Below are 21,638 nucleotides of genomic sequence, written 5' to 3'. Positions count from 1 at the left end.
AAAGCAGCGGTCTCGCGCGGCCTGTGGACAGGAACTGGTCCCCGGGCCCGGCTCACCGCGACCACCCCGGGGTGCCCGGCGGGCGTGAACCCTCATCCGGGCGCGGCCGCGGGGGAGGCGGCGGCGACGGGATCGCGGGTCGCCCCGCCTGACCGGGTTGACGTGGCGGGTTGGTGGGGATGTTGGGCTGGGAACCGTTAGCCGTGGTCGAGGGGTCGTGCCCTCTAGCGTGGTCGTCGGTGTCCTTCTCGGCGCTGTCGGCGGCCAGGTCGGCCGACAGCCGGTCTCGCGTCTCGCGGATCTCGGCGAGCTCGCCGGCGCGCGGGAAGACGTCGATCAGGCCCGCCCGGGCTTTGGCAGCCTCGCGGGTGATCTTCGTCGTGTCCATCTCGACGTCCGCGAGTACGCGTTCCAGGCGCCGGGGCAGGTTCGCGACCCGGGTCACCAGGCCGGGGTTCGGTTGCCGCACGTCGCCGGCCTCGACGAGCAGGTGCACCCGCGGCACCTCGACGAGGGAGACGACGTACCGGGCCTGGCCCATCCACGAGTCCGCCGACACCTGCAGGTGCAGGCCACCCACATCACCCAGCGCAATGGCGTCGCGCTGGTACGGCTGCACGGCCAGCAGTGCCCGTTGCAGCGCGGGTGCGGCGTCGGCCCGCCTGCCGTACGCGGGACCGTTGATCCGGATCGAGAACGAGTCGCCGTCGGTGCCGCGCCGCAACGGCATCGCCACCAATAGCTGCTGACGGTCTCTCGCGAGCCGCTCCAGCCGCGGCCCGGCCTCGCGGATCGTTGCCGCGAGACTGCGCTGGGCTGCCGACCAGGCACGTTCCAGCCGCTCCAGCTTGGTCGCGTCGGTCTCGGCCTTGGCAAACTCCATGATCCGCGGGTCACCGGAGGCCAGGGCCTTCACCTCGGCGTAGGAGAGCGCCGAGTCGCCGATGTCCTCGATCTCGCGCACGTCGAGCCGCCCACGCATCAACTGGTTGATGAACTTCGCCTTCCGCTCCACGGTCTGCCACAGGTAGGTGTCGAAGCTCGACTCGGTGACGTAGCGGTACACCTGCACGGAGGCGTTCAGGTTGCCCTGCCGCATGATGCGGCCATCGCGCTGCGCCAGGTCGGCGGGCCGCCACGGACAGTCCACGTGGTGCAGCGCGACCGCACGGCGCTGCACGTTCGTGCCCACACCCATCTTCTCCGTCGACCCGATCAGCACCGACACGTGGCCGGTGCGGGCTTGCTCGAACAGCCGCGCCTTGGCGCGGTCGTTGTTGGCCTCGTGCATGAACCGCACCTTCCCGGTCGGGACGCCCCGGGAGACGAGCTGGGCCTTGAGTTCCTCATAGGCGTTCCAGCCCGCCCCGCTGGGCGTACCCAGGTCGCAGAACACCAACTGCAGCGCGCCGGGCTCGGGGTCGTTGCCGAAGGCGACGTCGGCGTGGTCGTGGAAGATCTGGGCAACCCGGTCGGCGACTGCGTCGACCTTCGTCGGCTCCCGGTCCAAGAACGCCCCCAGGCCGTCGATCTGGTGGTCGACGAGCCGCAGGTCCAGCGCGGCCGCGCGGCCGTGGCCGCTGATCTTGAGCATGTTGTCCTCGCTCGGATCGACGGCCCGCGACGAGACGGCATCGGCCCTCTTGGCCAGCAGCGCCATGAAGTCGAGGAGTTCCTGGCTGGGCGGGACCACCACCGTCTCCGGCTGACCGCCCTCCAGGTCGGGGGTGGGCAGGTTGAGGTCCTCGGCGGTCTTCACGTCGGCGACCTGGTGCCACAGGCGCAGCAGTTCGGGGACGTTGTTGAACTTCGCGAACCGGGCCTTCATCCGGAATCCCGTCCCGGACGGAGAGAGCTCGAGGTCGGTGACGACTTGGCCGAAGGTGGCCGCCCAGGTGTCGAAGTCGCTGATCCCCGCCGCCTCGAGGTCAGCGGGGGCGAGATAGCGCAGCATCGTGTACGCCTCGGACACGGAGTTGGCGATCGGGGTGGCGGTCAGGAACGTCGCCACCCGCCGGCCGTGGCGGCCGCGCAGGTAGGACATCTTCAAGTCCAGGTCGGTGGCCCGGTTCGACCCGTCCACGGCCGCGCCGGGGATGTTGGAGGCCAGGCGGAGGTTCTTGTAGCCGTGCGCCTCATCCACGCACAGGTAGTCGATCCCGGTGGCCTCGAAGGAGATCGCCGGGTCCCGTTCGACGTCGCGCAGCGCCTTCAACCGCTCCTCGGCGCGCGCAAGGGTGCCCTCCAGTCGCTTCACCGACAGGCCGCGGCCATCCTTGGAGGCGGCGAGCCAGATCCGCAGCTGTGTCAGCTGCTCGTCGAGGTAGGTCTCCTCGGTGTCCGTGGAGACCGGGATCCTCTCGAACGCCGACCTGGACATGATGACCGCATCCCACTCACCGGTCGCGGCGCGTGCGACGAACAGGCGCCGTTTGTCCTTGACCAGGTCCTCGGTGCCACAGGTGAGGATCCGGGCCTGCGGGTAGGCCTGCAGCCACTCCCGGGAGAACTGCTCCAGCATATGGTTCGGCACCACGACGGCCGGCTTGCGAACCAGCCCCAGGCGGCGCAGCTCCGAGACACCGGTCACCGCGGCCAGGGTCTTACCGGCACCGACGTCGTGGGCCAACAGCACCGAGGGTTGGGCCACCATCCTGGCCACCGCGGCGTGCTGATGGGCCCGCAGCCGCAACGGACGACCGTCCTGGACCCGGGCCATGCCCGGGTAGTGCTTGTCCTCGGCGGCGTCGTAGGAGCGCAGCACGATCGCGTTCAGCTTGTCGTTGTAGGCGCGGACCAGCTGCTGACACCGCTCGGGGTCCTCCCACAGCCAGGTCGCGAACCGCTCCTGCAACTCCTCGGCCTTCTCCTGCGCGGCGAATGTCTCGGTCTCGTTCGGGATCCTGCGGCCGTCCGGGGTCTCGTCGGTGACCCGGATCTGTCGCTGCTCCAGACAGGCCTGGACGATGTCGATCGCACTCGCGCGGCCGGTGCCCCACGTGTTCCGGGCGGCCACCGAGTGCCGCGCGCCACGCACCGACCACACCGACCCGCCCGGATGCTCGACCTCCACGGTGCGGTCATCCAGCATCTCGCGGAGGAAATGCTCCACCGTCTGGGCCGGCACCCACGGCACGCCGAGCTGGGCGACGATCTCGGTCGGCCCCAGGTCCTCGGGCAGCACCTCACCCAGCGCAACCTTGGCCGCTTGGAGACGCCTCATCATCGGCTGCGAGGACGTATCGCCCAGCGTTTCCACGACCAGCTGGTCGAGGACCTCCCCGACGCGGTTCAGCCGGGTGCGCACGTTCCCGGACAGGAACTCCGCGCGCGGCACCCAGTCGGCCCTCCAGCCGTCCGCAGTGCGCTTGACGGTGTCGGGGTCGACGAACGCGAACGCCTCCAGCTCGGCCGCGGCCTCCGCCTGGTCGACGCCGAGCAGCCTTGCGATCTCGCTGGTGCGGAGCTCGCCGTAGGTGTCCAGGCACAGCGACGCCGCATCGGCCGGGGAATCCGCACGCGTGCGGAGCACCCGCGGCGCGACCACCCGCTCGGTGAAGATGTCGGCCTTGCGCGCCGACCCGGTCGTGGAGTCGTAGTGCTCGAGCGCGAACACGGCAGGGGAGTGGGGATCGGCGCGGAACCCGCCCTGGCGTGGCCGCACCTGCGCGAGCACCGGGTCCCCGGTCTTCGGGTCGATCCGGCCGGTGTTGCGGCCGGTGACCCGGTTAATCGGCCCGTACCGCGCGACGTAGGCGTCGTACTGCCGGTTCAGCCGCTCCCGCAGCGTCGTCATCTGCTCCTCCCCGGTGGCTCCCGGCCCCTTCGGGAGGGTGACGGCCGTGGGCAAGTCACCCGGCAGTGGAGTGGTCGCCTCGGACTCCAGGAGCGTGACAACCGTGTCGCGCAGCCCGGTCAGCAACCGCAGCTCGTTCGCCTGGGACTTCGGCACCTCCAGCGGCTCGGGGATCCCGGAGCATACGAGAAGCCAGCCGCCGTCCTCACCCAGGTTGATGTGCCCCTCGGCCCGCACCACCGCCCCGGGGAGCACCAGCGGCTCCTCGTCAGCACCACGCCGGGGGCGAGGTGCCCCCGTACGCGTTGGCGCCTGGCCAGACGGGGTGGCTACCGGCGTGGCTGTCGGGGTGGATGCTGGCCGCGGTGCGGCCTGGGGAGCGGTGAACAGTGGCCGCACATCGGCGTAGCTGGTCAGGTCGAAGGTGAGCTGCCGCTCCAGATCCTCCGCGACCTTCTCGACCAGGCTCTGGCCCTCGCTGGTCAACGGCGGGCTGACCTCGACCTCGGGACCGAACCGGCCCGAGCGGGACGTGAGCCGACCCAGCACCCGAGCTGGCTGCTGCACGAACAGCGAGTTGAGGTTCACCTGCGCAGCCTCGAGTCCAGCCCCGGCCCGGAATGCCGGCAACCGCTCCAGGTGCCGCCACCCGGGTGTCAGGTCCAGCGGCTCCTCGCCCTCCAGCCGCCGGCGGAAGACCAGCAGGTCAGTGATGACGTCGGTACCGGCCGCCTGGTGGTGGGTCCGGTTCGGCAGTCGAAGGGCCGTGACCAGGTCCGCCATAGCGGCGAACGCCTCCCGAGCCGCCGGGTTCGCCGCATCCATCGTCCACCGCGACGTCAGCACCGCCACCACGCCACCGGGCCTGACTAGGTGCAGGCTCTTGTAGATGAAGTAGTTGTGCAGGCTCAGCCCGAGGCGGTTGTAGGTCGAGTCATGCGGGACGACGTCGGCGAACGGCACGTTGCCGATCACCAGATCCCGCTGCCCCTCCGGCAGCCGGGTCTCGGCGAACGACTCACCGCGGATGTCCGCGGCGGGATAGAGCAGCGAGGCCACCCGCGCGGTCGTGGGGTCCAGCTCGACCCCCACCACGTCGCGGACATGATCGGGTGCGAACCCGATGAAGGTCCCCGACCCGCACCCCGGCTCCAGCAGCCGACCGCCTGCGCCCTGGTCGAACCCGGCTGCACCGAGAGCACTCCACACCGCCCTGACCAGGACGGCGTCGGTGTAGTGCGCGTTCAGCGTCGTACGCGCCGCCGCCGACCGGGCCCGACCCTGCAGCAGCTCACGTGCCCGCGCGGCTGCCTCGGTGTGTTTGGCGGTGTCGTCGAAGACCTCAGGCAGCGCCCCCCAGCCAGACCAGCGCGCCAACACGGCCTGCTCATCGGTGGACGGGAGCCGATTCTCCGCGTCGAGCTGGGACAGCAGCTCCAGCACGGCCACGTTCGCGGTCAACCGCTCCCGCGACGTCGCCGGCGCCAGGTCGCGTTGCGAGCCCGGCCGGAACCGCCGCAACTCCCTGGCAGGAATCGGCCCGACGGAGTCGGTCGCGGTCCTTACGGGGTCGGGGGAGTCGCCAGACCCGGAGTCATGTGCTCCCGGAGGACCTCCGACTCCGCCGAGGCCCTCGCCTCGGTCAACCGGCCCACCCGCTCCAGATAGCCCTCCGACGGGTCCGACGGGCCGACGATCTGGTCCGCCAACGTGTCGATCTGAGTCTCGATCTGCAGCCCCAGTTCCTCGAAGAAGCTCTCCGGGTCGGCGATCGTCGCCAACTCCGTGGCCCGATGCTTCGCGTAGTGCTCCCGCATCCGCGCCCCGTACGGGTTCATCCCGAGTCCCTTCCTCCGTCACGAGCGACACCGAGCTGCGAGCTGGCTCCTTGCGCTCGCTGGTGACCTCACCAATACCGCCAGGCACCTGATCGGCCGGATCACCTGGCTCCTCACCAAGATCCCACAGCGTCAGCTGATCAGAGTCAGCAACACTCGCACGACCTCGCGCCACGCCCGGCACCTCCAACCCGCTGGTGAGGACGCCGGCCGCGACACCCATGCCACGGCTCACCACCGCCCTCACCACGGAAAGGCACCCATCCGGCCCGCAGATCGGACACCGGCGAGAGAAGTTTGTGGTGAGCACCCGCCGGGCCGGCGCGATCGTCCGATCCACGCGGCGACTCGTTGCCTTTCCGACCATGAGCACCACACACAGCGCCCCGGGACCAGCCCGAGCTGTGCACACCAGTGAGCAGGCCGGCGACCGGCAGACCTTCGAGCTCTACGGCCACCGGATCACCCACACCAACAACGCCGACGTACAGCAGCTCCTCGCGGCCGCGCACACAGACCGGGTCCGGCCCCTGTGCCTGTGCCGAACCGGCGGCGTCGCCATGTACGTCGCCAAGATCGGCCCCGACAAGTACCTCATCAAACGGATGCCGGACTCCGGTCTCGAGCACGCCCACCGCTGCGCCTCCTACCTACCTCCCGAAGAGCTCTCCGGTCTCGGCCAGGTCCTCGGCAGCGCGATCACCGAGGAAGCCGACAGCGGCCTGACCGCCATCAAGCTCGGGTTCCGCATGTCCAAGTCGGAGCGCGCCGCCCCCACGGGTGTGGGTGATGCGGGAGTGGCCGACTCCGTCGCCTCAGACCCCAACCGCCTCACTCTCCGCGCGGTCCTGCATTACCTGTGGCAAGAAGCCGACCTCGCGACCTGGACGCCTGGCATGGCAGACAAACGCAACTGGCGCATCGTGTCCTGGTACCTGCGCCGGGCCGCCCGCGGGAAGTTCACCAAGGGCAAGCCACTCGCCACCAGGTTGTACGTCCCCGAGCCGTTCACCGTCAAGAAGAAGACCGAGATCACCGCCCGCCGGCTCTCCGCGTGGACGCCGATGCAGCAGCACGGTTCCGCCCAGCAGTTCATGATGCTCATCGGCGAACTGAAAGCCATCGACCCCGCACGGTTCGGACACAAGCTGGTCATCAAACACCTGCCCGACGCACCGCTCATGATCGACGACACCCTCCTGGCCCGCCTCAACAGACGGTTCGGTCACGAACTCGAGCTCTGGCACACCGACGATGAGGGCCACCTGATGGTCATTGCCACCTTCTCCGTCGGCCGCGCCGGCCTCGCCACCGCCGAAGAGGTCTCACTGGTCATGACCGACCGCAACTGGCTTCCGTACGAGTCCCTGGCCGACAAGCTGCTCCTCGACACAGCGCTCGCGGCACGCCGACGATTCACCAAATCCCTGCGCTACAACCTAGCCCCCGACAAGCCCATGGCCTCTCTCGTCTTTACCGACACCGAGACCCCCACCGCAGCCTTCCTCCTCACCAACGACGAGGACCGCGACACGGTCGCCGAGATCGCCACCCACGCCGGCGCGAATGCCTGGACATGGGTTCTCGGCGAAGAAATGCCGGCACTTCCAACGTCGGCGTCCTTTCGCACGTAGCGGCCGTTGCTCAAGCCGGGGTTCGATGCCGCACCCAACGCGGCGCCGGATCAAAGGCCTGGCGGACCAACGCCAGGAAGCGCGGCCCTCCTCGAGCGAAGCAACACGGTGGTCGTGTTCGGCACCGCCGAAACGGATGTCTGGAACGAAGGGACATCGGTGAGAGGCGCACCGCCATGGCGAGCACCTCAACCTGGTCCGCGAGGACACCGGGGAGTAGCGGGCAGGGGCAGGGCAGGGCGGGTCAGACCGGAGCGGGTCGGTTGAGGAACGTCCGGACGGCCGCGGCCCGCTCGGCGTCGCTGCGGCGCAGCTACCACCGGTCCCCTACACGGGTAGCAGGCAGACGCTCTGAATGGAGCCCTTGGCCTCGTCTCTCCAGAATGGACCGTTTCTGAATGTTTCGTGTGGTCGACCCGCACGGCAATCGGCGTGGCGCTACACGACGTGATGTCTCAGGAGGTGCGGACGCCTCGGTTGGGCGAACCTACGCCCGCCACGAACCCGCACGGGGAGCTTTGATGCAGCCCTCGCCAGTCCAGTCGCCCATTGCCCTACTGATTGTCACCGGTGGCGTCAGTGTCGGGGGTGCTGGAATCGGTGAGGTCGGCTGATGCCTGAGTGAGCGTCCAGCCGACCTCGGTTGCAGCGGCCAGAGCTTCCCTGAGGATCCTGGTAGCGCGGGTGTCGTCTTCGTTGTAGTCGACCAGCTGTTGCCAGACGCCGTCGTCACCGTCCCTGGCCGTCTGGATCCAGGTCAGGGTGTCGGCGCCCGTGGCGCCCTCGGTGCGCCAACTCGCGTCGGCGGCCGGTGCGAGGTGTTTGAGGCCGTATCCGCCCGGTGCGTAGAAGTGTGGACGGACCACGTCGGCCAAGAGGTCGGTGGCCTGATCTAGCAGCTTCTCGGCGAGCGCCGTCGGTAGCAGCCGGCGGAGATGAGTGGCTTCGACCTGGCCGTAGTGGAACCAGGCGGCGGTATGTCCCTCTCCCATGACCTGGTCGAGCAGCCCTTCGAGCCAAGTGCCGAACTCGACGGCGAGGTGTTGCTCGTCGACGTCGGACGCTGCGCTGCCGATCGAGGTGTAGCTGGGTTCCTGGCCGGGCCCGGAGACCAAAGCACCCCACAGGTAGACCCGGCCATCCGCGTCAAACTCGCAATCGACGTCGACCGTGACATCGGCCCCCGGCAGGAGCATGGGGCCGGAGGTTGTCCGGATCAGCCTGGTTCCGTCGGCGTCGGCAGCGGGTGAGAGCACCGCGGGTGCTGGCTCGACGTCGAGCAGCTCGGCGACCAGGGCGTTGAGCTGACGGCCGGTCTTTGACTCCGTGATGTGGGCGCGCAGGTCCTTGCGCGTGGTCACGAAGTTGGTGGACCGGAACGTCATGCCGGCGATCTCGTCGGTGAGCTCGCCGGCCAGTCGGGAGATCTTCAAGTGCCGATCGCTGCTCGGGTCATACAGCGGGATCGGCAGTTTCCACACGTGCTTGTCGATGTCGCGTTCGTCCTTGCCGTACGACATCAAGGGGCGCACGAGCTCCGTGAGCACAGGGGCGTTGAGGATTCCGACCAGGAATCGTGCCTCGGCCTCCGAAGAAGTTGCGCACCAGTAGAGCTTGTGGTCGATGGCGACTCGAGGATCAGTGACCATGGCCGCGGCAACATGCATCCCCGCTTTGGCGTAGGCGACTCGAATGGGCGCCGCAGGGACCTGTTGGCTGAGTTTCTTCATGTGATCTATCTGGTTGACCAGCGACACATTCGACCTTCGATGCTCGACCCACAACGCGTCCGCCTTGCGGATCCAATCCGCCAGGCCGGGGTATGCATCAATCCGCGGGGAGTCGACACCGAGCACGTCGCCCTTGGGAGTCATCGGGATCACGAACTGCTGCGGCGGCAGCACGCGATAGGGCACGACCTGCTCACCCAGAGCCACTGGCCAAACGAATTCCGTTTCAACGGTCCCGGCGAGATCCGGGAGGTCCTTCCATGGGCTCTTCTCGGTAGCCGTGCGTCGGGACACAAGAGCAACGCGTCCGGCCGGAACCCCAAGCGCACTCGGCAGGGCCGATTGAACAGCGAACAAGAGGCGCGGATAGAGCGTCGCCCCGTTGCTGAATCGAGCAGCATAGGGAGAGCGTTGATCAGGGTCGGAACCGATCGACAGCTCACCCATGGCTTGCTGGAGTTGGTGGGCGGTGTCGATGCTGGCGTGACGGTGAGGTGCGCGGCCGGTCCAGATCAGGGCGTGGCCCGGCATCCGGGCTTCCTTGGGGCCGCGGGTCGCGAAGATGACGGCCGCCCCTCGGGGGAAGAGGTGTGGTCGGATCCGGCGCAGGTCCCAGCTCGTGGTGAACGCAACGTTGGCGCCATCGAAGCGACCGGCCCGGAATCCTGCCCAGTAGTCGCGGTCGATGACGGAGTTCGGGACCACGAACGCGAGCCGTCCGCCGGGCTTGAGGTACCGCTCGACGGCGCGGGCGACGAAGAGGCCGGCGAGGTCTTGGTGGGTGGCGGTGGTCTCGTTGGACCAGAAGTCACGGTCCTGGGCGAGGGACTTGAAGCGCTTCTGCATGGTCTCGGTCATGTGCCGGTACGAGAGCCAGGGCGGGTTGCCCACGAGCACGTCGACGCGGTTCTCGCCGCGGGCCAGCCAGGCAGGTCGGGCGACGTTGCGGATGTAGTAGGACCAGATGTGGTTGCGCTGGGCCTCGTGCAGTTCCTTGAGGCGGATGAAGTTGGCGTGCAGGTCGGGTAGGTCGGCCTCGGCCAGGGCCAGGCGGCGGATGGTGCCCTCGGACAGCTTGTTGGTGACCTTGCCAGCGGCGCGGCCAGACTCGTCGACCAGGGACTGCACCAGGTCGTCGAAGGTGGCGGCGTTGTCCAGGAGGTGCTCTCCGAACCGGAGCTCGCCGGACAGCAGTTGGTCGCCCACCTCGGTGGGAATGACCAGGTGATCGACGCTCATGAGGTCCTCTCGCTGGTCCCAGCCCAGCGAGTCGCCGAGGTAGATCGGGACAGAGAGACTGCCTCGGTCGGGGGCGTTGAGTCGGTCCCGGCCCAGCGCTAGGAGGTAGGTGACTCGGGCAAGGGCGACCGCGACCGGGTGCAGGTCGATGCCCATCACTCGGGAGGAGACCAGGGCCATCGCGTCCTTGAGGGACATACCGGTCTCGTCGGCCGCTGCGAGGAACCTCTTGACGGCGTAGAACACGAACGTGCCTGATCCGCATGAGGGGTCGAGGACTCGCTGGTTGAGTGGGTCGGTCACGACCTCGGACACGACCCTGTTGGCGAGCCAGTCCGGGGTGTAGTACTCCCCCAGCGCCTTGCGGGTCTCGGCCGAGATCACGGACTCGTAGAGCACCTTGAGGACGTCGTGCTCGACCGCAGACCAATCGAACCGGGCCAGGCGGCGCGCGAGAGCGCTGACGAAGCCGTCGCCCCCGGGCACCTCAAGTACCCAGTCGAAGAAGTCGCGGTCGACGACCCCGTGAAGACCCGCGATCGTGAACTGATCGCCTGAAAGCAGCGTGGACGGGGACAACTCCTCAGCAGGCAGGCCGAGGACCAGGTGCGCGATGATCTCGGCCGAGTTGACCAGCAGCGTGTGTTCGAGGAACAGCTCGTCGGAGTTGGTGAACTGGGTACCCAACGCGCTACGCAGCAGGTTGGCCCACAGATCTCGTTTCAGGACCACGGTCGGTAGGTCTCTGCTGTCGGCGTACAGCGCCGCGAGGGTGGAGTAATCCAGGGCGTGCGACGAGCTCTCGGCGCCGAGCCGGTCAGCGATCTCGGCCGGGTTCGGGCGTACGCCGCTCTTGGTGGCCAGGACTCCTTCGAGCCAGCGCAGCAGCGCGGTTACGCCGGTCGGGCCGGTGACCGCGGTGTGGCGGGTGGCCTCGCGCAGGCTGCCGTCAACTTCGTGGTACGCGATCCACAACTCACCGTCGGTGAGGATCCCGACGTACCGCTGGCCCATCTCAGCCGAGCGGGTCTCGACGTAGCCGGCCAGTTGCTCGATCGCGGGGGCGATCACCGCCGCGCTGTGCAAGCTCTTCTTGACCTCGATGACTGTGCAGCCCACTTCCACGTCGATCCGGCGACCCTTGCCGACTTGGGCCTCCAGCTGGACATCCAGGTCGTCCTCAGCCAGCCCCAGCTCGGGGTCGAGCAGCAACATCCGGACATCGGATTGGATGGTGGCCTCGCTGCGGACACCGCCGGCCTTGTTCACCAGGCGCTCCATCAGGGCAGCACGAGGCGTGCCAGCAGTGGTCGTCATGGTGGTAGACGCTAGCGACCCCGAACCGGTCTCCACACACGAATCCATTTACCACCAAGGCCATCGGGCCTCCGGAGGGGCACGTCTAGGAACCGGCCGACCGAGAAGGGACAGATTCCGCTCTGTTGTGAGATTCCCACAACTCGCTCGCGACAGTTCCCGTTCCTTCATCGATGGTGCGAGTCTTGACGCGAGCGGTGCCCACCCCGCTGGCGTGCCCGGGCTTCCCGCTACTCCAGCTCGAGGTCGACGACGATGTCGGCCAAGGTCTCCGCCACGAGCTGGACCCGCGTGCAGGTCATGGGCTTGCGCTGCGCCGCCTTGAACGTGAATGTGTCGCCGACGGCATCGAGATCCATGAACATCCAAAAGTTGAAGACGCACCGGCCGTCCCTGAGCTGCGCGTAGTCCATGCTCCCCACCCCGACCTCGGTTCCCTGCTCGTCGTGGATGGACGCGGACGCACGCCGGCAAGGCTCGGAACGAGCAACGTCTACATCAACCGCCGTCACACCTCAGAGGTTCTCAGAGGTTGCTGGCGGGATCTGGGCGTGGCAGGTTCGCGGAAATCGGAGTCCCTGGTCTGCGCTCATTGAACCGCGCCGACGAAGCCCTCCCTGCTCAGGTGACGCCCGTCAGGTGCGTCAGCACCCGCGTGTCGGCTCCTTGATTCGTCGGTGCCTTGGCGGGCGGTGGTGCGGCGGGTCGGTCGGCCGCGGCGGCTCGGATGCGGTGTGCCCGCTCCATCGACTCGGCACCCCGGCGCCACTGCGCGAAGTGGATCAGCGGTTCAGCGAGTCCACACTGGGCCAGGATGCGGTCGGCGTCCCGCTCCACCACGGCGCGCCAGGTTCGGTCGGCTGCGGGAGCGATGTAGCTGATCGCGACCAGCACCCCGGTTGCGACACCGAGCGTGGGGTTTCCGCCAGGCTGGAAGCCCTGGTAGACCGCGATGACACCCATCACGATCCGCAGATGCCAGGCGAGCTCGCCCGCCGGTACCCACGAGAAGGTGTGGGCGATCCGCCGGATGACGACAATCACGAGCGTCCAGGGGAGCGCCCATAGCCGTGCCGCCAGGTCGAACCGGGAAGGCCCGATCCGCTGGCTTGCTACCGCGTGCCCGATCGCGGTCGCAGCATCCGCGGTCGTCAGACGCCGCTGGTAGAGGCTCTGCACCAGCCACGGCTCCACGATCACCGTGTCCCGGCCGATCGGAGTCGCCGGCAGGCCGTCGTGGTCGGTCAGCCGCACCAGCACCCGCCCGGGGGCAAGGTCCAGCTTCTCGACCAGGGCCAGCGTCGGCGCGAGCACAGCTCGCTGTCCGGGGCGAAGGCCGCGCGCGAACCCGAAGAGCCGGGTGGCAGGGGCCTCCAGCAGTCCGCACACCAGGACCAGTGACACCACCAGGGTGCCAAGGAAGGCAAGCACCAGGCCCGTGTCGGGCAGGAAGCCCAGGCCGATGACCGCAACGAAGCTCCCGGCGAGCCCTGCCGGTACGACGACTCCAACGCGGATCAGCTTGGTCGACGTCCGCACGTTCCTCACGTCCCCTCGTGGCTGGGACCCTCATGAATCCCCATCCCTCCGGCACGACCCGATCGTGCCGACACTGCCAATCTGAGTGTGCACCGAACGACCGACAGCACAGCCACGGCGTTGCTCGGCCTGTGGATCGCGAGTCTCTATCCACAGGCGGGCGGCCGGAACCTTGACTCCGCAGCAGCGGCCTATTCGCGCAATCTGCTGTCCAGGCGGTCCTGGGTCTCCTCGTCTAGGTAGACCAAGTCGACTCTCGTGCTTCCCGGGGTGCGTCGAGCCAGCCGGGGAGAGGCGGCGAGGCGCTGGGCGAGGCGCTTCTCCAGTCCTGAGCGAGTGTTCTGCACGGGCCTGTCTCCGTCCTTCTCAGCGGCCCGGGGCCGACGACTCCGGGCCGGCACCGTCGACGCCAGGGCCGTTGTGTGCGTCGTGGCCATATCGGCGCTCGTGCGCGGTCGTGTCGCGGAGCGCGGCCTGCTGCATCAGCCCACCTGAGGGGTCAGCGCGGAATGCCCGCTCCAGCTCGCGCGGATCGATGGCCCGTTCGAGCGCGATCGCCACCAGGTCGGCGAGCGGGTGACTCGCAGTCACCTGATCGATCGCCACCCACGCCTGGGCACCCTTCCCATCCAGGTAGGAACTCAACACCAACATCGCGGCAGGCGTGTCGCGAACCTCGCTCGGTGCGCGGCGGACGAGGTCGCCCCAGAACTCCGAAAGAATCGGGGCGTGCTCGCGACTCATCCGGGTCTCGGCCGCGTCCCGAGCACCGCTGTCGTGCATCACGGCCAGGACCCGGGCCGCGTCGCTGTCGGCGAGGTACTCCCTATCGCGGCCGAATTGGTCGATACGTTCGCCTAGCCACTCGACCTCGGTCCGGCGGGCAGCCACATCCATGTCGAGTACGCGCGCCTTGGCAGCAGGCAAGAGCTGGTCTACCGCGGTGGGGTCGCCCTGCATCGCCGCGACGAGATCCTCGCGCCGGGCGACGGGCATAACCCGGCCCAGCAGAGCGAACTCCGCATCCATCCGAGCGCGTGCACCGGGGTCGACGCTTCCGCGGGTACCTTCGAGAACGTCTGTCCATTGCTCGCCATTGACCCACAGCACCGGGCCGACGTCAGGACCGCGCCCCTCGCCGCTGACTAGGGCCTCTCCCAAGCAGCCAACGCCTGCACGCAGCCGGGCCCGTCCACGCCGTACGCGACAAGGGCGACCCGGCGAGGGTGGTGCTGGTGCAGGTAGACGTCGGATAGAACTTGGAGGAACTCATCCATCTGCGCGGGGAACTCGGGAATGTCGAGGCGGGCGGTGGGGCCGCCGCCGAAGGCGAGGCACACCATGCCCCGTGGCGTGAAACCCAGCGTGTGGGGAATGGACGCGATCAGTTCGTCGTGCGAGCTGATCTTGAGAACGTTGGTCATTGACGATCACCTGCTCAGGTTTTGGAGGGCTGGTTCTCCGGGAGAAGCAACCGGTAGCGCGTCGGATCGGACAGTGAAGCGCTACCGATCTGCTGCTGTGGTTGACCGGGCCTGGCCGGGGGCGTCGGCGGGCATCCACCGCGATGGTCCGCCCGCAGCCTGGTTGAGCGCGACGGCTGCCGCGGCGCCGATTCGAGTGGAGCATCGTGTGGGACCACAGAGTCCTTGTTCGCTAACGCGAGCTGCTCGAGCGTGCCCTCCTATGTGCCGCCCGGTCATCCTGACTCCGCGTCGCAATTCGTCCCAATCGATGCTGCCGGTTAGGTTACGTCACGGAAGCCGGTGCCCCTCGGGCAGCATCGCGTCCACGAACGGCTGGGAGATGTCGATGCGGCGACCGCTCGACTTCAGCATCCGCTCGATCAGCTCGTGCACCTGGGCCGCCGACAGCATCAGGTTGGTCAGCTCGTGCCGCCCGCGCCGGGCGATGAAGACCCGGCTCGGGTCGTTGATCCAGACCTCTTCGACCTCGGGGTCGTCGAGGAACGGCTGCAGCGCGCCGAAGCCGGAGACCCGGGCGATCAGCTCGCCGACGACGGCACCGGGATCGGCGACCGGGACGACGGCACCGGTCAAGCTGCGCTCGTCGTGGCGGCGGACGACGTCCTCGGCGATGCGACGCACGATCAGTGCATCGCGCTGGGGGTCGACCCCTTCGGTGCGCACCTGCTCGCGCACCCGCGCGTCGAGCTCCTCGATGAGGTCGGCGTGCGTGTCTGGACGCGTCAGCGTCATGGCGTAGTCCCCTGTCCCGAGATCGGCTACGGGCTAGAGGCTAAATGAGGGTGGACCAGACCACCACTGGCGAAGAACAGCCTGTGGACAACGTCGCGTCGGGGACGCCACACGAGGCGTCACCCGTCACACCAGGGCTCAGCCGTCGCCCTCGAGCCGGAACCCCACCCCACGGATCGCCACGACGCGATCGCGGGCGCCGGCCTCGTCGAGCTTGCTGCGCAGTCGGCCGATGGTCACGTCGAGCGTCTTGGTCGAGCCGAACCAGTTCTCGTCCCAGACCTCGTTCATCAGGGTCTCGCGGGTGACGACCTTGTCCCGGCTGGCGGCCAGCAGCGCGAGCACGTCGAACTCCTTGGCCGTGAGGGCGAGCTCGACCTGCTCGATGGTGACCCGGCGGGCGTCGACGTCGACGCGGAGCCCGGAGGCGGTCTCGGTCGTGGTGACGCGGTTGTCGCCACGACCCGACTGGCTGCGACGCAGCAGCGCGCGGACCCGCGCCTGGAGCTCGGCCAGCCCGAAGGGCTTGACGAGGTAGTCGTCGGCCCCGAAGTCCAGACCGACCACGCGGTCGAGCTCGCCGCCGCGGGCGGTGACGATCATGATGCCGCCCTCGAAGCCGGCGGTGCGGGCGGCCCGGCAGACGTCGAGGCCGTCCATGTCGGGCAGCCCCAGGTCGAGGATCAAGATGTCGGGCGACTCGAGCCGCAGGTGCTCCAGCGCGCCGCGGCCGGAGTCGAGCCAGGTGACGTCGTAGCCCTCTCGTTCGAGCGTGCGAACGAGCGGAAATGCGATGTCTTCCTCGTCCTCGACGACCAGCACCCGCGCCATACCGGCGAGCATAAGGCTGATTGGGTGACAGCGAGCCTGAACGCCGGAGCCGGGCGTCCGGCATCGGTCCTCAGGCGTCGAAGAGGTCGCCGTGGTCCTGCACCCGCTCGAGGACCTCCTCGAAGCGGAACTGCTCCAGCCCGAGGGGGTCGTGCGCCCCGAGCTCGACCTCGTCCCAGGTGACGGGGGTGGCCACGGTGGGGCGCTCGCGCCCGCGCATGGAGTACGGCGAGATGGTGGTCTTGGAGCCGGAGTTCTGCGACCAGTCGAGGAACACCTTGCCGGGCCGCTTGGCCTTCGTCATGCTCGCCGTGATCAGCCCGGGGTCGGCCTTCTGCAGCTCCTCGGCGACCTCCTTGGCCAGCGCGGTGGTGCCGTCGCTGTCGAGCTTGCGGGGCAGTGCGGCGTAGAGGTGGAGGCCCTTGCTGCCGCTGGTCACGGGACTGCACGACAGGTCGCGCTCGGCGAGCGCGTCGCGGACCTTGAGCGCGACCTGGCAGCACTCGTGCAGGCCGGCCGGCTCCCCCGGGTCGAGGTCGATGACGAGCCGGTCGGGCTTGCGTGGCTTGCCGGCCTTGGTCACCTGCCACTGGTGCACGTGCAGCTCGAGCGCGGCGAGGTTGACCAGCCACGTCAGGGTCGCGAGGTCGTCGCAGATCGGGAACCGCAGGGTGTCGCTGTCCGAGCTCGCGCGGCTGCCGGTGGTCGGCACCGTCGCCGTACGCACCCACGACGGGGTGCCCGACGGCGCGTTCTTCTCGAAGAAGCTCCCCGCCTGCACGCCGTGCGGCCAGCGGATGCGGGTGACCGCGCGATCCTCGAGGTGCGGGAGGAGGACCCCGGAGATCGAGGCGTAGTAGTTGAGCACCTCACCCTTGGTGGTGCCGGTGCGCGGATAGAGCACCTTGTCGAGGTTGCTGATCTTGAGCGTGCGGCCGTCGACGTCGACGTGGATGTCGTTCATGTCAGTAGGTCCTCCGGCCCGATGTCGTTGCGGACGCCGCGGTAGGACGGCTGGCGCAGGCGCTTGACGGGCGGGCGGTTGTGGGAGTCGACGTCCACCACGACCAGCGGCTCGACCCAGTGGGTGCCGGCCGCGTCCTCGCGGGGAACCTCGTCGGCGAACGGCGACTCCCCCACCTCGAGCGGCTTGACCAGCTCGGACAGCAGCTTGGACGCGGCGCCGCCGATGCCGCTGCCGACCCGGCCTCGGTAGATCAGGCCGTCGGCCGTCGGCTCCCCGACGAGCACGGACGCGAGCCGGTCGGTGGTGCCCTCCTGGGGGCGCCAGCCGGCCACGACGTAGGAGAAGCGGTGCCGGTGCGCCAGCTTGATCCAGTCCTTGCTGCGCGCGTCGAAGGTGTAGCGCGAGGACAGCCGCTTGGAGACGATCCCCTCCAGCCCCTGCTGCCGGGTCGCGTCGAAGAGCATCGCGCCGTCGTCGTACGCCGCTGGCACCTGCCACGAGGCGTCGAGCCCGAGCCCCGCCAGCCGTTCGCGGCGATCGCCCAGGGGCAGGCCGCTGAGGTCCTCACCGTCGAGGCGCAACAGGTCGAAGACCATGTAGGTCGCGGGGATCCGCTCGGCCAGCCGGGCCGCCGAGGTCGCCGAGCGCACGTGCATCCGCTCCTGCAGGACGCCGAAGTCGGGCAGCCCGTCGGCGTTGAGCCCGATGATCTCGCCGTCGACGAGCAGGTCGCGATCGCCGAGCGGGCTGGGCGCGATCTCGGGCCAGGCGATCGAGGCGTTGTTGCCGTTGCGGGTGAACAGGCGCGCGCGACCGCCCTCACCGGCGACGACGTCGGCGAGGATCCGCACGCCGTCCCACTTCACCTCGTGCGACCAGCCGGGCCCGGTCGGGACGTGGGTGCCCTTCGTGGCGAGCATCGGACGCATGGAGGTGAGTCTGTCAGGAGCCCGTGAGCTCCACCGCTCGCGCGGTGGCGGCCGGGTAGTCGACCTTGCTGACCGGCGTGCGCGGCACGGCCTCGACGAAGAAGACCTGCTTGGGCACCTTGTAGTTGGCGATCAGCGCGTGGGCGTGCGCGATCAGGTCCTCCTCGGTCAGCTCTGCCCCCTCGCGCCGTTGCACCAGCGCCGTGACCTGCTGGCCCCAGCGCTCGTGCGGGGTGCCGACCACGACCGCGTCGAAGACGCCCTCGTGGCGCAGCAGCACGGCCTCGACCTCCTCGGGGTGCACCTTCTCGCCGCCGGTGTTGATGCACACCGAGCCCCGGCCGAGCACGGTCACCGTGCCGTCCTCCTCGCGCCGGGCGAAGTCGCCGGGGATGACCCAGCGGACGCCGTCGACCTCCTTGAAGGTCGCCGCCGTCTTCTTCTCGTCCTTGTAGTAGCCGAGCGGGATCGGGCCGGAGCGCCCGAGCATGCCGCGCTCCCCCACGGCCGCCGGCGTCAGGTCGGGCGTGAAGACCTGCACCTCGTCGGTGACGCCGAAGCGGGCCGACCCGTCGCCGTCCCCCGTGTCGAACGATGAGCCGGTGGCGCCGGACTCGGAGGCGCCGTACGAGTCGAGGATGAACTTGCCCGGGAAGGCGGCCCGGATCTCCTCGCGCACGCCGAGCGAGAGCGGTGCGGCTCCGTTGGAGATCGCCGCGAGCCCGCTGAGGTCCCAGCGGTCCGGCTCGGCGAGCACGGCCTCCGCGATCGGGCGGGCCATCGCATCGCCCAGCATCGCGAGCGAGACGGTGCGCGACTTCGCGGCGAGGTCGAGCACGCGCTCGGCGTCGAAGTTGGGCTCCGTGTAGTAGGCGATCTGCTGCCCGGCGACGAGCGCGTTGCCCATGATCCACTGACTGCCGCCGTGCATCAGCGGGCCACAGGCCATCAGCACCATCGGGCTCTCGTTGGCCGCCGCCTCCACCGCGAGGGCCTCGACCGACTCGATCGGCGCGCCGTAGCGCGCGGCGTTGAGGGCCGCCCGGACGAGGTCGGCCTGCCGCCAGACCACGCCCTTGGGCGAGCCGGTGGTGCCGCCGGTGTAGATGACGTAGTGGTCGTCGTCCGAGCGGTCGACCTGGGGACGCTCGCCGCTGGCGGCGGCCATCGCTTCGCCGTACGACGCGTCCATGACCAGGACGTGCTTCAGCCCGGCGAGCAGGTCGCCGGCGACCTCGACGTACTCGGGCGCGATGACGGCCGCGACGCAGTCGGCGTTGTCGTAGAGGTGGGCGAGCTCGTCGCGGAGGTACTTGTAGTTGATGTTGATCGGCACCGCGCCGATCTTGAGCGTGCCGAAGAAGGCGTCGATCCACTCGATCCGGTTGTGCGCGTGTACGGCGACGTGGTCCCCGCGCCCGATTCCCTGAGCGAGCAGGTGGTGGGCGAGCCGGTTGGCGCGCTCGTCGACCTGCGCGTAGGTGTAGGCGGTGTCGAGGGTCTCGACGAAGGTGCGGTCGCCGACCGAATCGGCCATCGCCTCGAGGACGTCGGGCAGGGTGAGTGGTCGGGGCGCGGACTCGGTCACGCGCTCAGGGTGCTACAAGAACGTGTTCTGGTCTACGGTTTGAACCATGCGCGCCATCTGGAAGGGCTCTGTCTCGTTCGGTCTCGTGAACGTGCCGGTGAAGCTCTACTCGGCCACCGAGTCCCACGACGTCTCGTTCCGCCAGGTCCATGCGAAGGACGGCGGGCGGATCAAGTACCAGCGCGTCTGCTCGATCGACGGCGAGGAGGTGCCCTACTCCGACATCGCCAAGGGCTATGAGACCGAGGACGGCGAGATGGTCATCCTCACCGATGACGACCTCGCCGAGCTGCCCTCCACGTCGTCGCGCGAGATCGCCGTCGAGAAGTTCGTGCCGAGCGAGCAGATCGACCCGATGATGTTCGAGAAGTCCTACTACCTCGAGCCCGAGAAGTCGGGGGCCAAGCCCTACGCCCTGCTCCGCCAGGCGCTCCAGGATGCCGACCGGATGGCGGTCGTGACCGTCGCGCTGCGCCAGCGCACCTCGATCGCGGTCCTGCGCGTGCGCGACGACGTGATCGTCCTGCAGACCATGATGTGGCCCGACGAGGTCCGCCAGCCCGACTTCACGATCGAGCCCGGCGACGTCAAGGACTCCGAGGTCAAGATGGCCCACATGCTCGTCGAGACCCTGGCCGGCGACTTCGACCCCTCGGAGTTCGAGGACGACTACGCCGGTGCCGTCGAGACCCTGGTCAAGACGAAGATCGAGGGCGGCGAGGTCAAGAAGACCGCCACCTCCACCAAGTCCTCCGGCGAGGTCGTCGACCTGCTCGCCGCGCTGCAGAAGTCGGTCGCGGCCGCGAAGTCGGCCCGGGGCGAGGCGCCCGCAGCCTCCGACGACACCGAGGACGAGAAGCCCGCGAAGAAGACGCCGGCCGCGAAGAAGACGCCGGCCAAGAAGGCCGCGAAGAAGGCTCCCGCCAAGAAGGCCGCGGCGAAGAAGGCCAGCTAGGTCGCTCGGGCTTCAACTGCAGGCAGTTCGCGGGCCGTACGGCGCAGCCGAGCGTGCCCACGCCGTACGAGCCTCCAACTGCCTGCAGTTGGAGTCCTGGACACGGCGCGTCAGCGAACGTCCGGGACCATCCGCTTCTGCTACGACGCGGTCGGGGCGGGATCTCGTTGTGCTGCGACCTCGCCGCGCGCCGCAGCGGAGTCGGGGACACGCCGCGCCATCTCGGCGAAGACGAAGTCGGCCAGCCGCGGGCTCACGAGGTTGAAGACCTCGCTGACCGAGCCGACGATGCCGTCGACGGTGATCGGCCTGTCCTCGAGCGCCCGCACGATCCGCTCGGCGCAGTGCTCGGGACTCTCGGCCCGACTGTTCTTGTAGGCGTCCGTCGGGCCGATCATGTCGGTCGCGACCAGGGAGACGCGGACGTTGGTGCAGGTGACGTTGTCGAAGAACGCCTCGCGCCCCATGATCCGGCCGAAGACGTCGAGCGCGCTCTTGGCTGCGATGTAGGCCGCGAACTTCGGCGCCTTGATCTGGTTGCCCCAGGTCACGATGTTCACGACGTGGCCGAACTTCTGCTCGCGCATCGCGGGCAGCAGGCCCATCGTGAGCCGCACCGGCCCGAAGAAGTTGACCGCCATCATCCGCTCGAAGTCGTGGAAGCGGTCGTAGGACAGCTCCAGCGAGCGCCGGATCGAGCGCCCGGCGTTGTTGACGAGGTAGTCGACGGCACCGTGCTGAGCGAGCACCTCCGCGACGAGCGCGTCGACGCCCTCGCCGTCGGTCAGGTCCACGGTGTACGTCGATGCGCGACCGCCCCGAGCCTCGACCTCGGCCCGCACGCGGTCCAGCTCCTGGGCCCGCCGGGCCACGAGCAGGACGTGGGCGCCACGGCTCGCCGCGGCGTACGCCGTGTGCTCACCGATCCCCGACGAGGCGCCGGTGATCAGGACGGTGGCGCCGAGCAGCGGGCTGGGGGTGCCGGGCCGCAAGGTCCGGTGCAGTCGGGAGAGCGCGGCGAGCGGGGTCTGGAGCAGCAGGGTCACCCGCCCAACT

At 69.0% G+C, this 21,638-nt stretch carries 15 protein-coding genes; 2 read left to right on the top strand and 13 right to left on the bottom strand.

Going from position 1 to position 21,638, the window contains the following annotated elements:
• Positions 1 to 52 precede the first annotated feature (52 nt).
• Positions 53 to 5,239, bottom strand: a complete 5,187-nt coding sequence (locus tag CF8_RS04325; protein ID WP_232211570.1) for an SNF2-related protein — start codon at positions 5,237 to 5,239, stop codon at positions 53 to 55.
• A 119-nt stretch (positions 5,240 to 5,358) separates the two neighbouring features.
• Positions 5,359 to 5,634 (bottom strand): hypothetical protein, encoded by a 276-nt coding sequence (locus CF8_RS22925; protein ID WP_010831920.1) that lies wholly within the window; start codon positions 5,632 to 5,634, stop codon positions 5,359 to 5,361.
• A 365-nt stretch (positions 5,635 to 5,999) separates the two neighbouring features.
• On the opposite strand from CF8_RS22925, the gene CF8_RS04320 reads away from it, so the two are divergent.
• Positions 6,000 to 7,268 (top strand): DUF1173 domain-containing protein, encoded by a 1,269-nt coding sequence (locus CF8_RS04320; protein ID WP_084622779.1) that lies wholly within the window; start codon positions 6,000 to 6,002, stop codon positions 7,266 to 7,268.
• Positions 7,269 to 7,822: 554 nt separating this feature from the next.
• On the opposite strand, the gene CF8_RS04315 is transcribed toward CF8_RS04320, so the two are convergent.
• From CF8_RS04315 to CF8_RS04275, 10 genes are all read right to left on the bottom strand, one after another.
• On the bottom strand, positions 7,823 to 11,554 hold the full coding sequence (locus CF8_RS04315; protein ID WP_010831918.1) for an N-6 DNA methylase: 3,732 nt from the start codon (positions 11,552 to 11,554) through the stop codon (positions 7,823 to 7,825).
• 230 nt (positions 11,555 to 11,784) lie between these two features.
• On the bottom strand, positions 11,785 to 11,967 hold the full coding sequence (locus CF8_RS04310) for a hypothetical protein (RefSeq protein WP_156887145.1): 183 nt from the start codon (positions 11,965 to 11,967) through the stop codon (positions 11,785 to 11,787).
• 208 nt (positions 11,968 to 12,175) lie between these two features.
• Positions 12,176 to 13,102 carry a hypothetical protein gene (locus tag CF8_RS04305; RefSeq protein WP_010831916.1) on the bottom strand — a complete coding sequence of 309 codons (927 nt, stop codon included), beginning with the start codon at positions 13,100 to 13,102 and terminating at the stop codon, positions 12,176 to 12,178.
• A 357-nt stretch (positions 13,103 to 13,459) separates the two neighbouring features.
• Entirely contained in the window at positions 13,460 to 14,203 is a 744-nt protein-coding gene (locus tag CF8_RS04300; RefSeq protein ID WP_332248901.1) for a DUF4192 family protein, read from the bottom strand.
• A 35-nt stretch (positions 14,204 to 14,238) separates the two neighbouring features.
• Positions 14,239 to 14,517 (bottom strand): DUF4192 family protein, encoded by a 279-nt coding sequence (locus tag CF8_RS23425; RefSeq protein WP_010831914.1) that lies wholly within the window; start codon positions 14,515 to 14,517, stop codon positions 14,239 to 14,241.
• Between the two features lie 330 nt (positions 14,518 to 14,847).
• Positions 14,848 to 15,312 carry a Flp pilus assembly complex ATPase component TadA gene (locus CF8_RS04295; RefSeq protein ID WP_010831913.1) on the bottom strand — a complete coding sequence of 155 codons (465 nt, stop codon included), beginning with the start codon at positions 15,310 to 15,312 and terminating at the stop codon, positions 14,848 to 14,850.
• A gap of 138 nt (positions 15,313 to 15,450) precedes the next feature.
• Positions 15,451 to 16,143: a response regulator transcription factor gene (locus tag CF8_RS04290; RefSeq protein WP_010831912.1), complete on the bottom strand. Its 693-nt coding sequence runs from the start codon at positions 16,141 to 16,143 to the stop codon at positions 15,451 to 15,453.
• Positions 16,144 to 16,213: 70 nt separating this feature from the next.
• Entirely contained in the window at positions 16,214 to 17,107 is an 894-nt protein-coding gene (ligD, locus tag CF8_RS04285; protein WP_010831911.1) for a non-homologous end-joining DNA ligase, read from the bottom strand.
• The gene (gene ligD, locus CF8_RS04280) at positions 17,104 to 18,039 is read right to left on the bottom strand and encodes a non-homologous end-joining DNA ligase (RefSeq protein ID WP_036490190.1); all 936 of its coding nucleotides are present in this window, start codon (positions 18,037 to 18,039) and stop codon (positions 17,104 to 17,106) included. Before ligD (CF8_RS04280) ends, ligD (CF8_RS04285) begins: the two co-directional genes overlap by 4 nt.
• A gap of 13 nt (positions 18,040 to 18,052) precedes the next feature.
• Entirely contained in the window at positions 18,053 to 19,627 is a 1,575-nt protein-coding gene (locus tag CF8_RS04275; RefSeq protein WP_010831909.1) for an AMP-binding protein, read from the bottom strand.
• 46 nt (positions 19,628 to 19,673) lie between these two features.
• On the opposite strand from CF8_RS04275, the gene ku reads away from it, so the two are divergent.
• A complete protein-coding gene (gene ku / locus CF8_RS04270; protein WP_010831908.1) occupies positions 19,674 to 20,582 on the top strand; it encodes a non-homologous end joining protein Ku in 909 nt (302 codons plus the stop codon).
• Between the two features lie 140 nt (positions 20,583 to 20,722).
• On the opposite strand, the gene CF8_RS04265 is transcribed toward ku, so the two are convergent.
• Complete coding sequence (locus tag CF8_RS04265; RefSeq protein WP_010831907.1) at positions 20,723 to 21,628, bottom strand: SDR family NAD(P)-dependent oxidoreductase; 906 nt, start codon at positions 21,626 to 21,628, stop codon at positions 20,723 to 20,725.
• Between the last annotated feature and the right edge of the window lie 10 nt (positions 21,629 to 21,638).

The organism is Nocardioides sp. CF8, from assembly GCF_000389985.1.
Classification (GTDB): domain Bacteria; phylum Actinomycetota; class Actinomycetes; order Propionibacteriales; family Nocardioidaceae; genus Nocardioides; species Nocardioides allogilvus.
The sequence above is the reverse complement of the archived record's forward strand: the minus strand, read 5'-3'. Positions and strand labels throughout refer to the sequence as shown.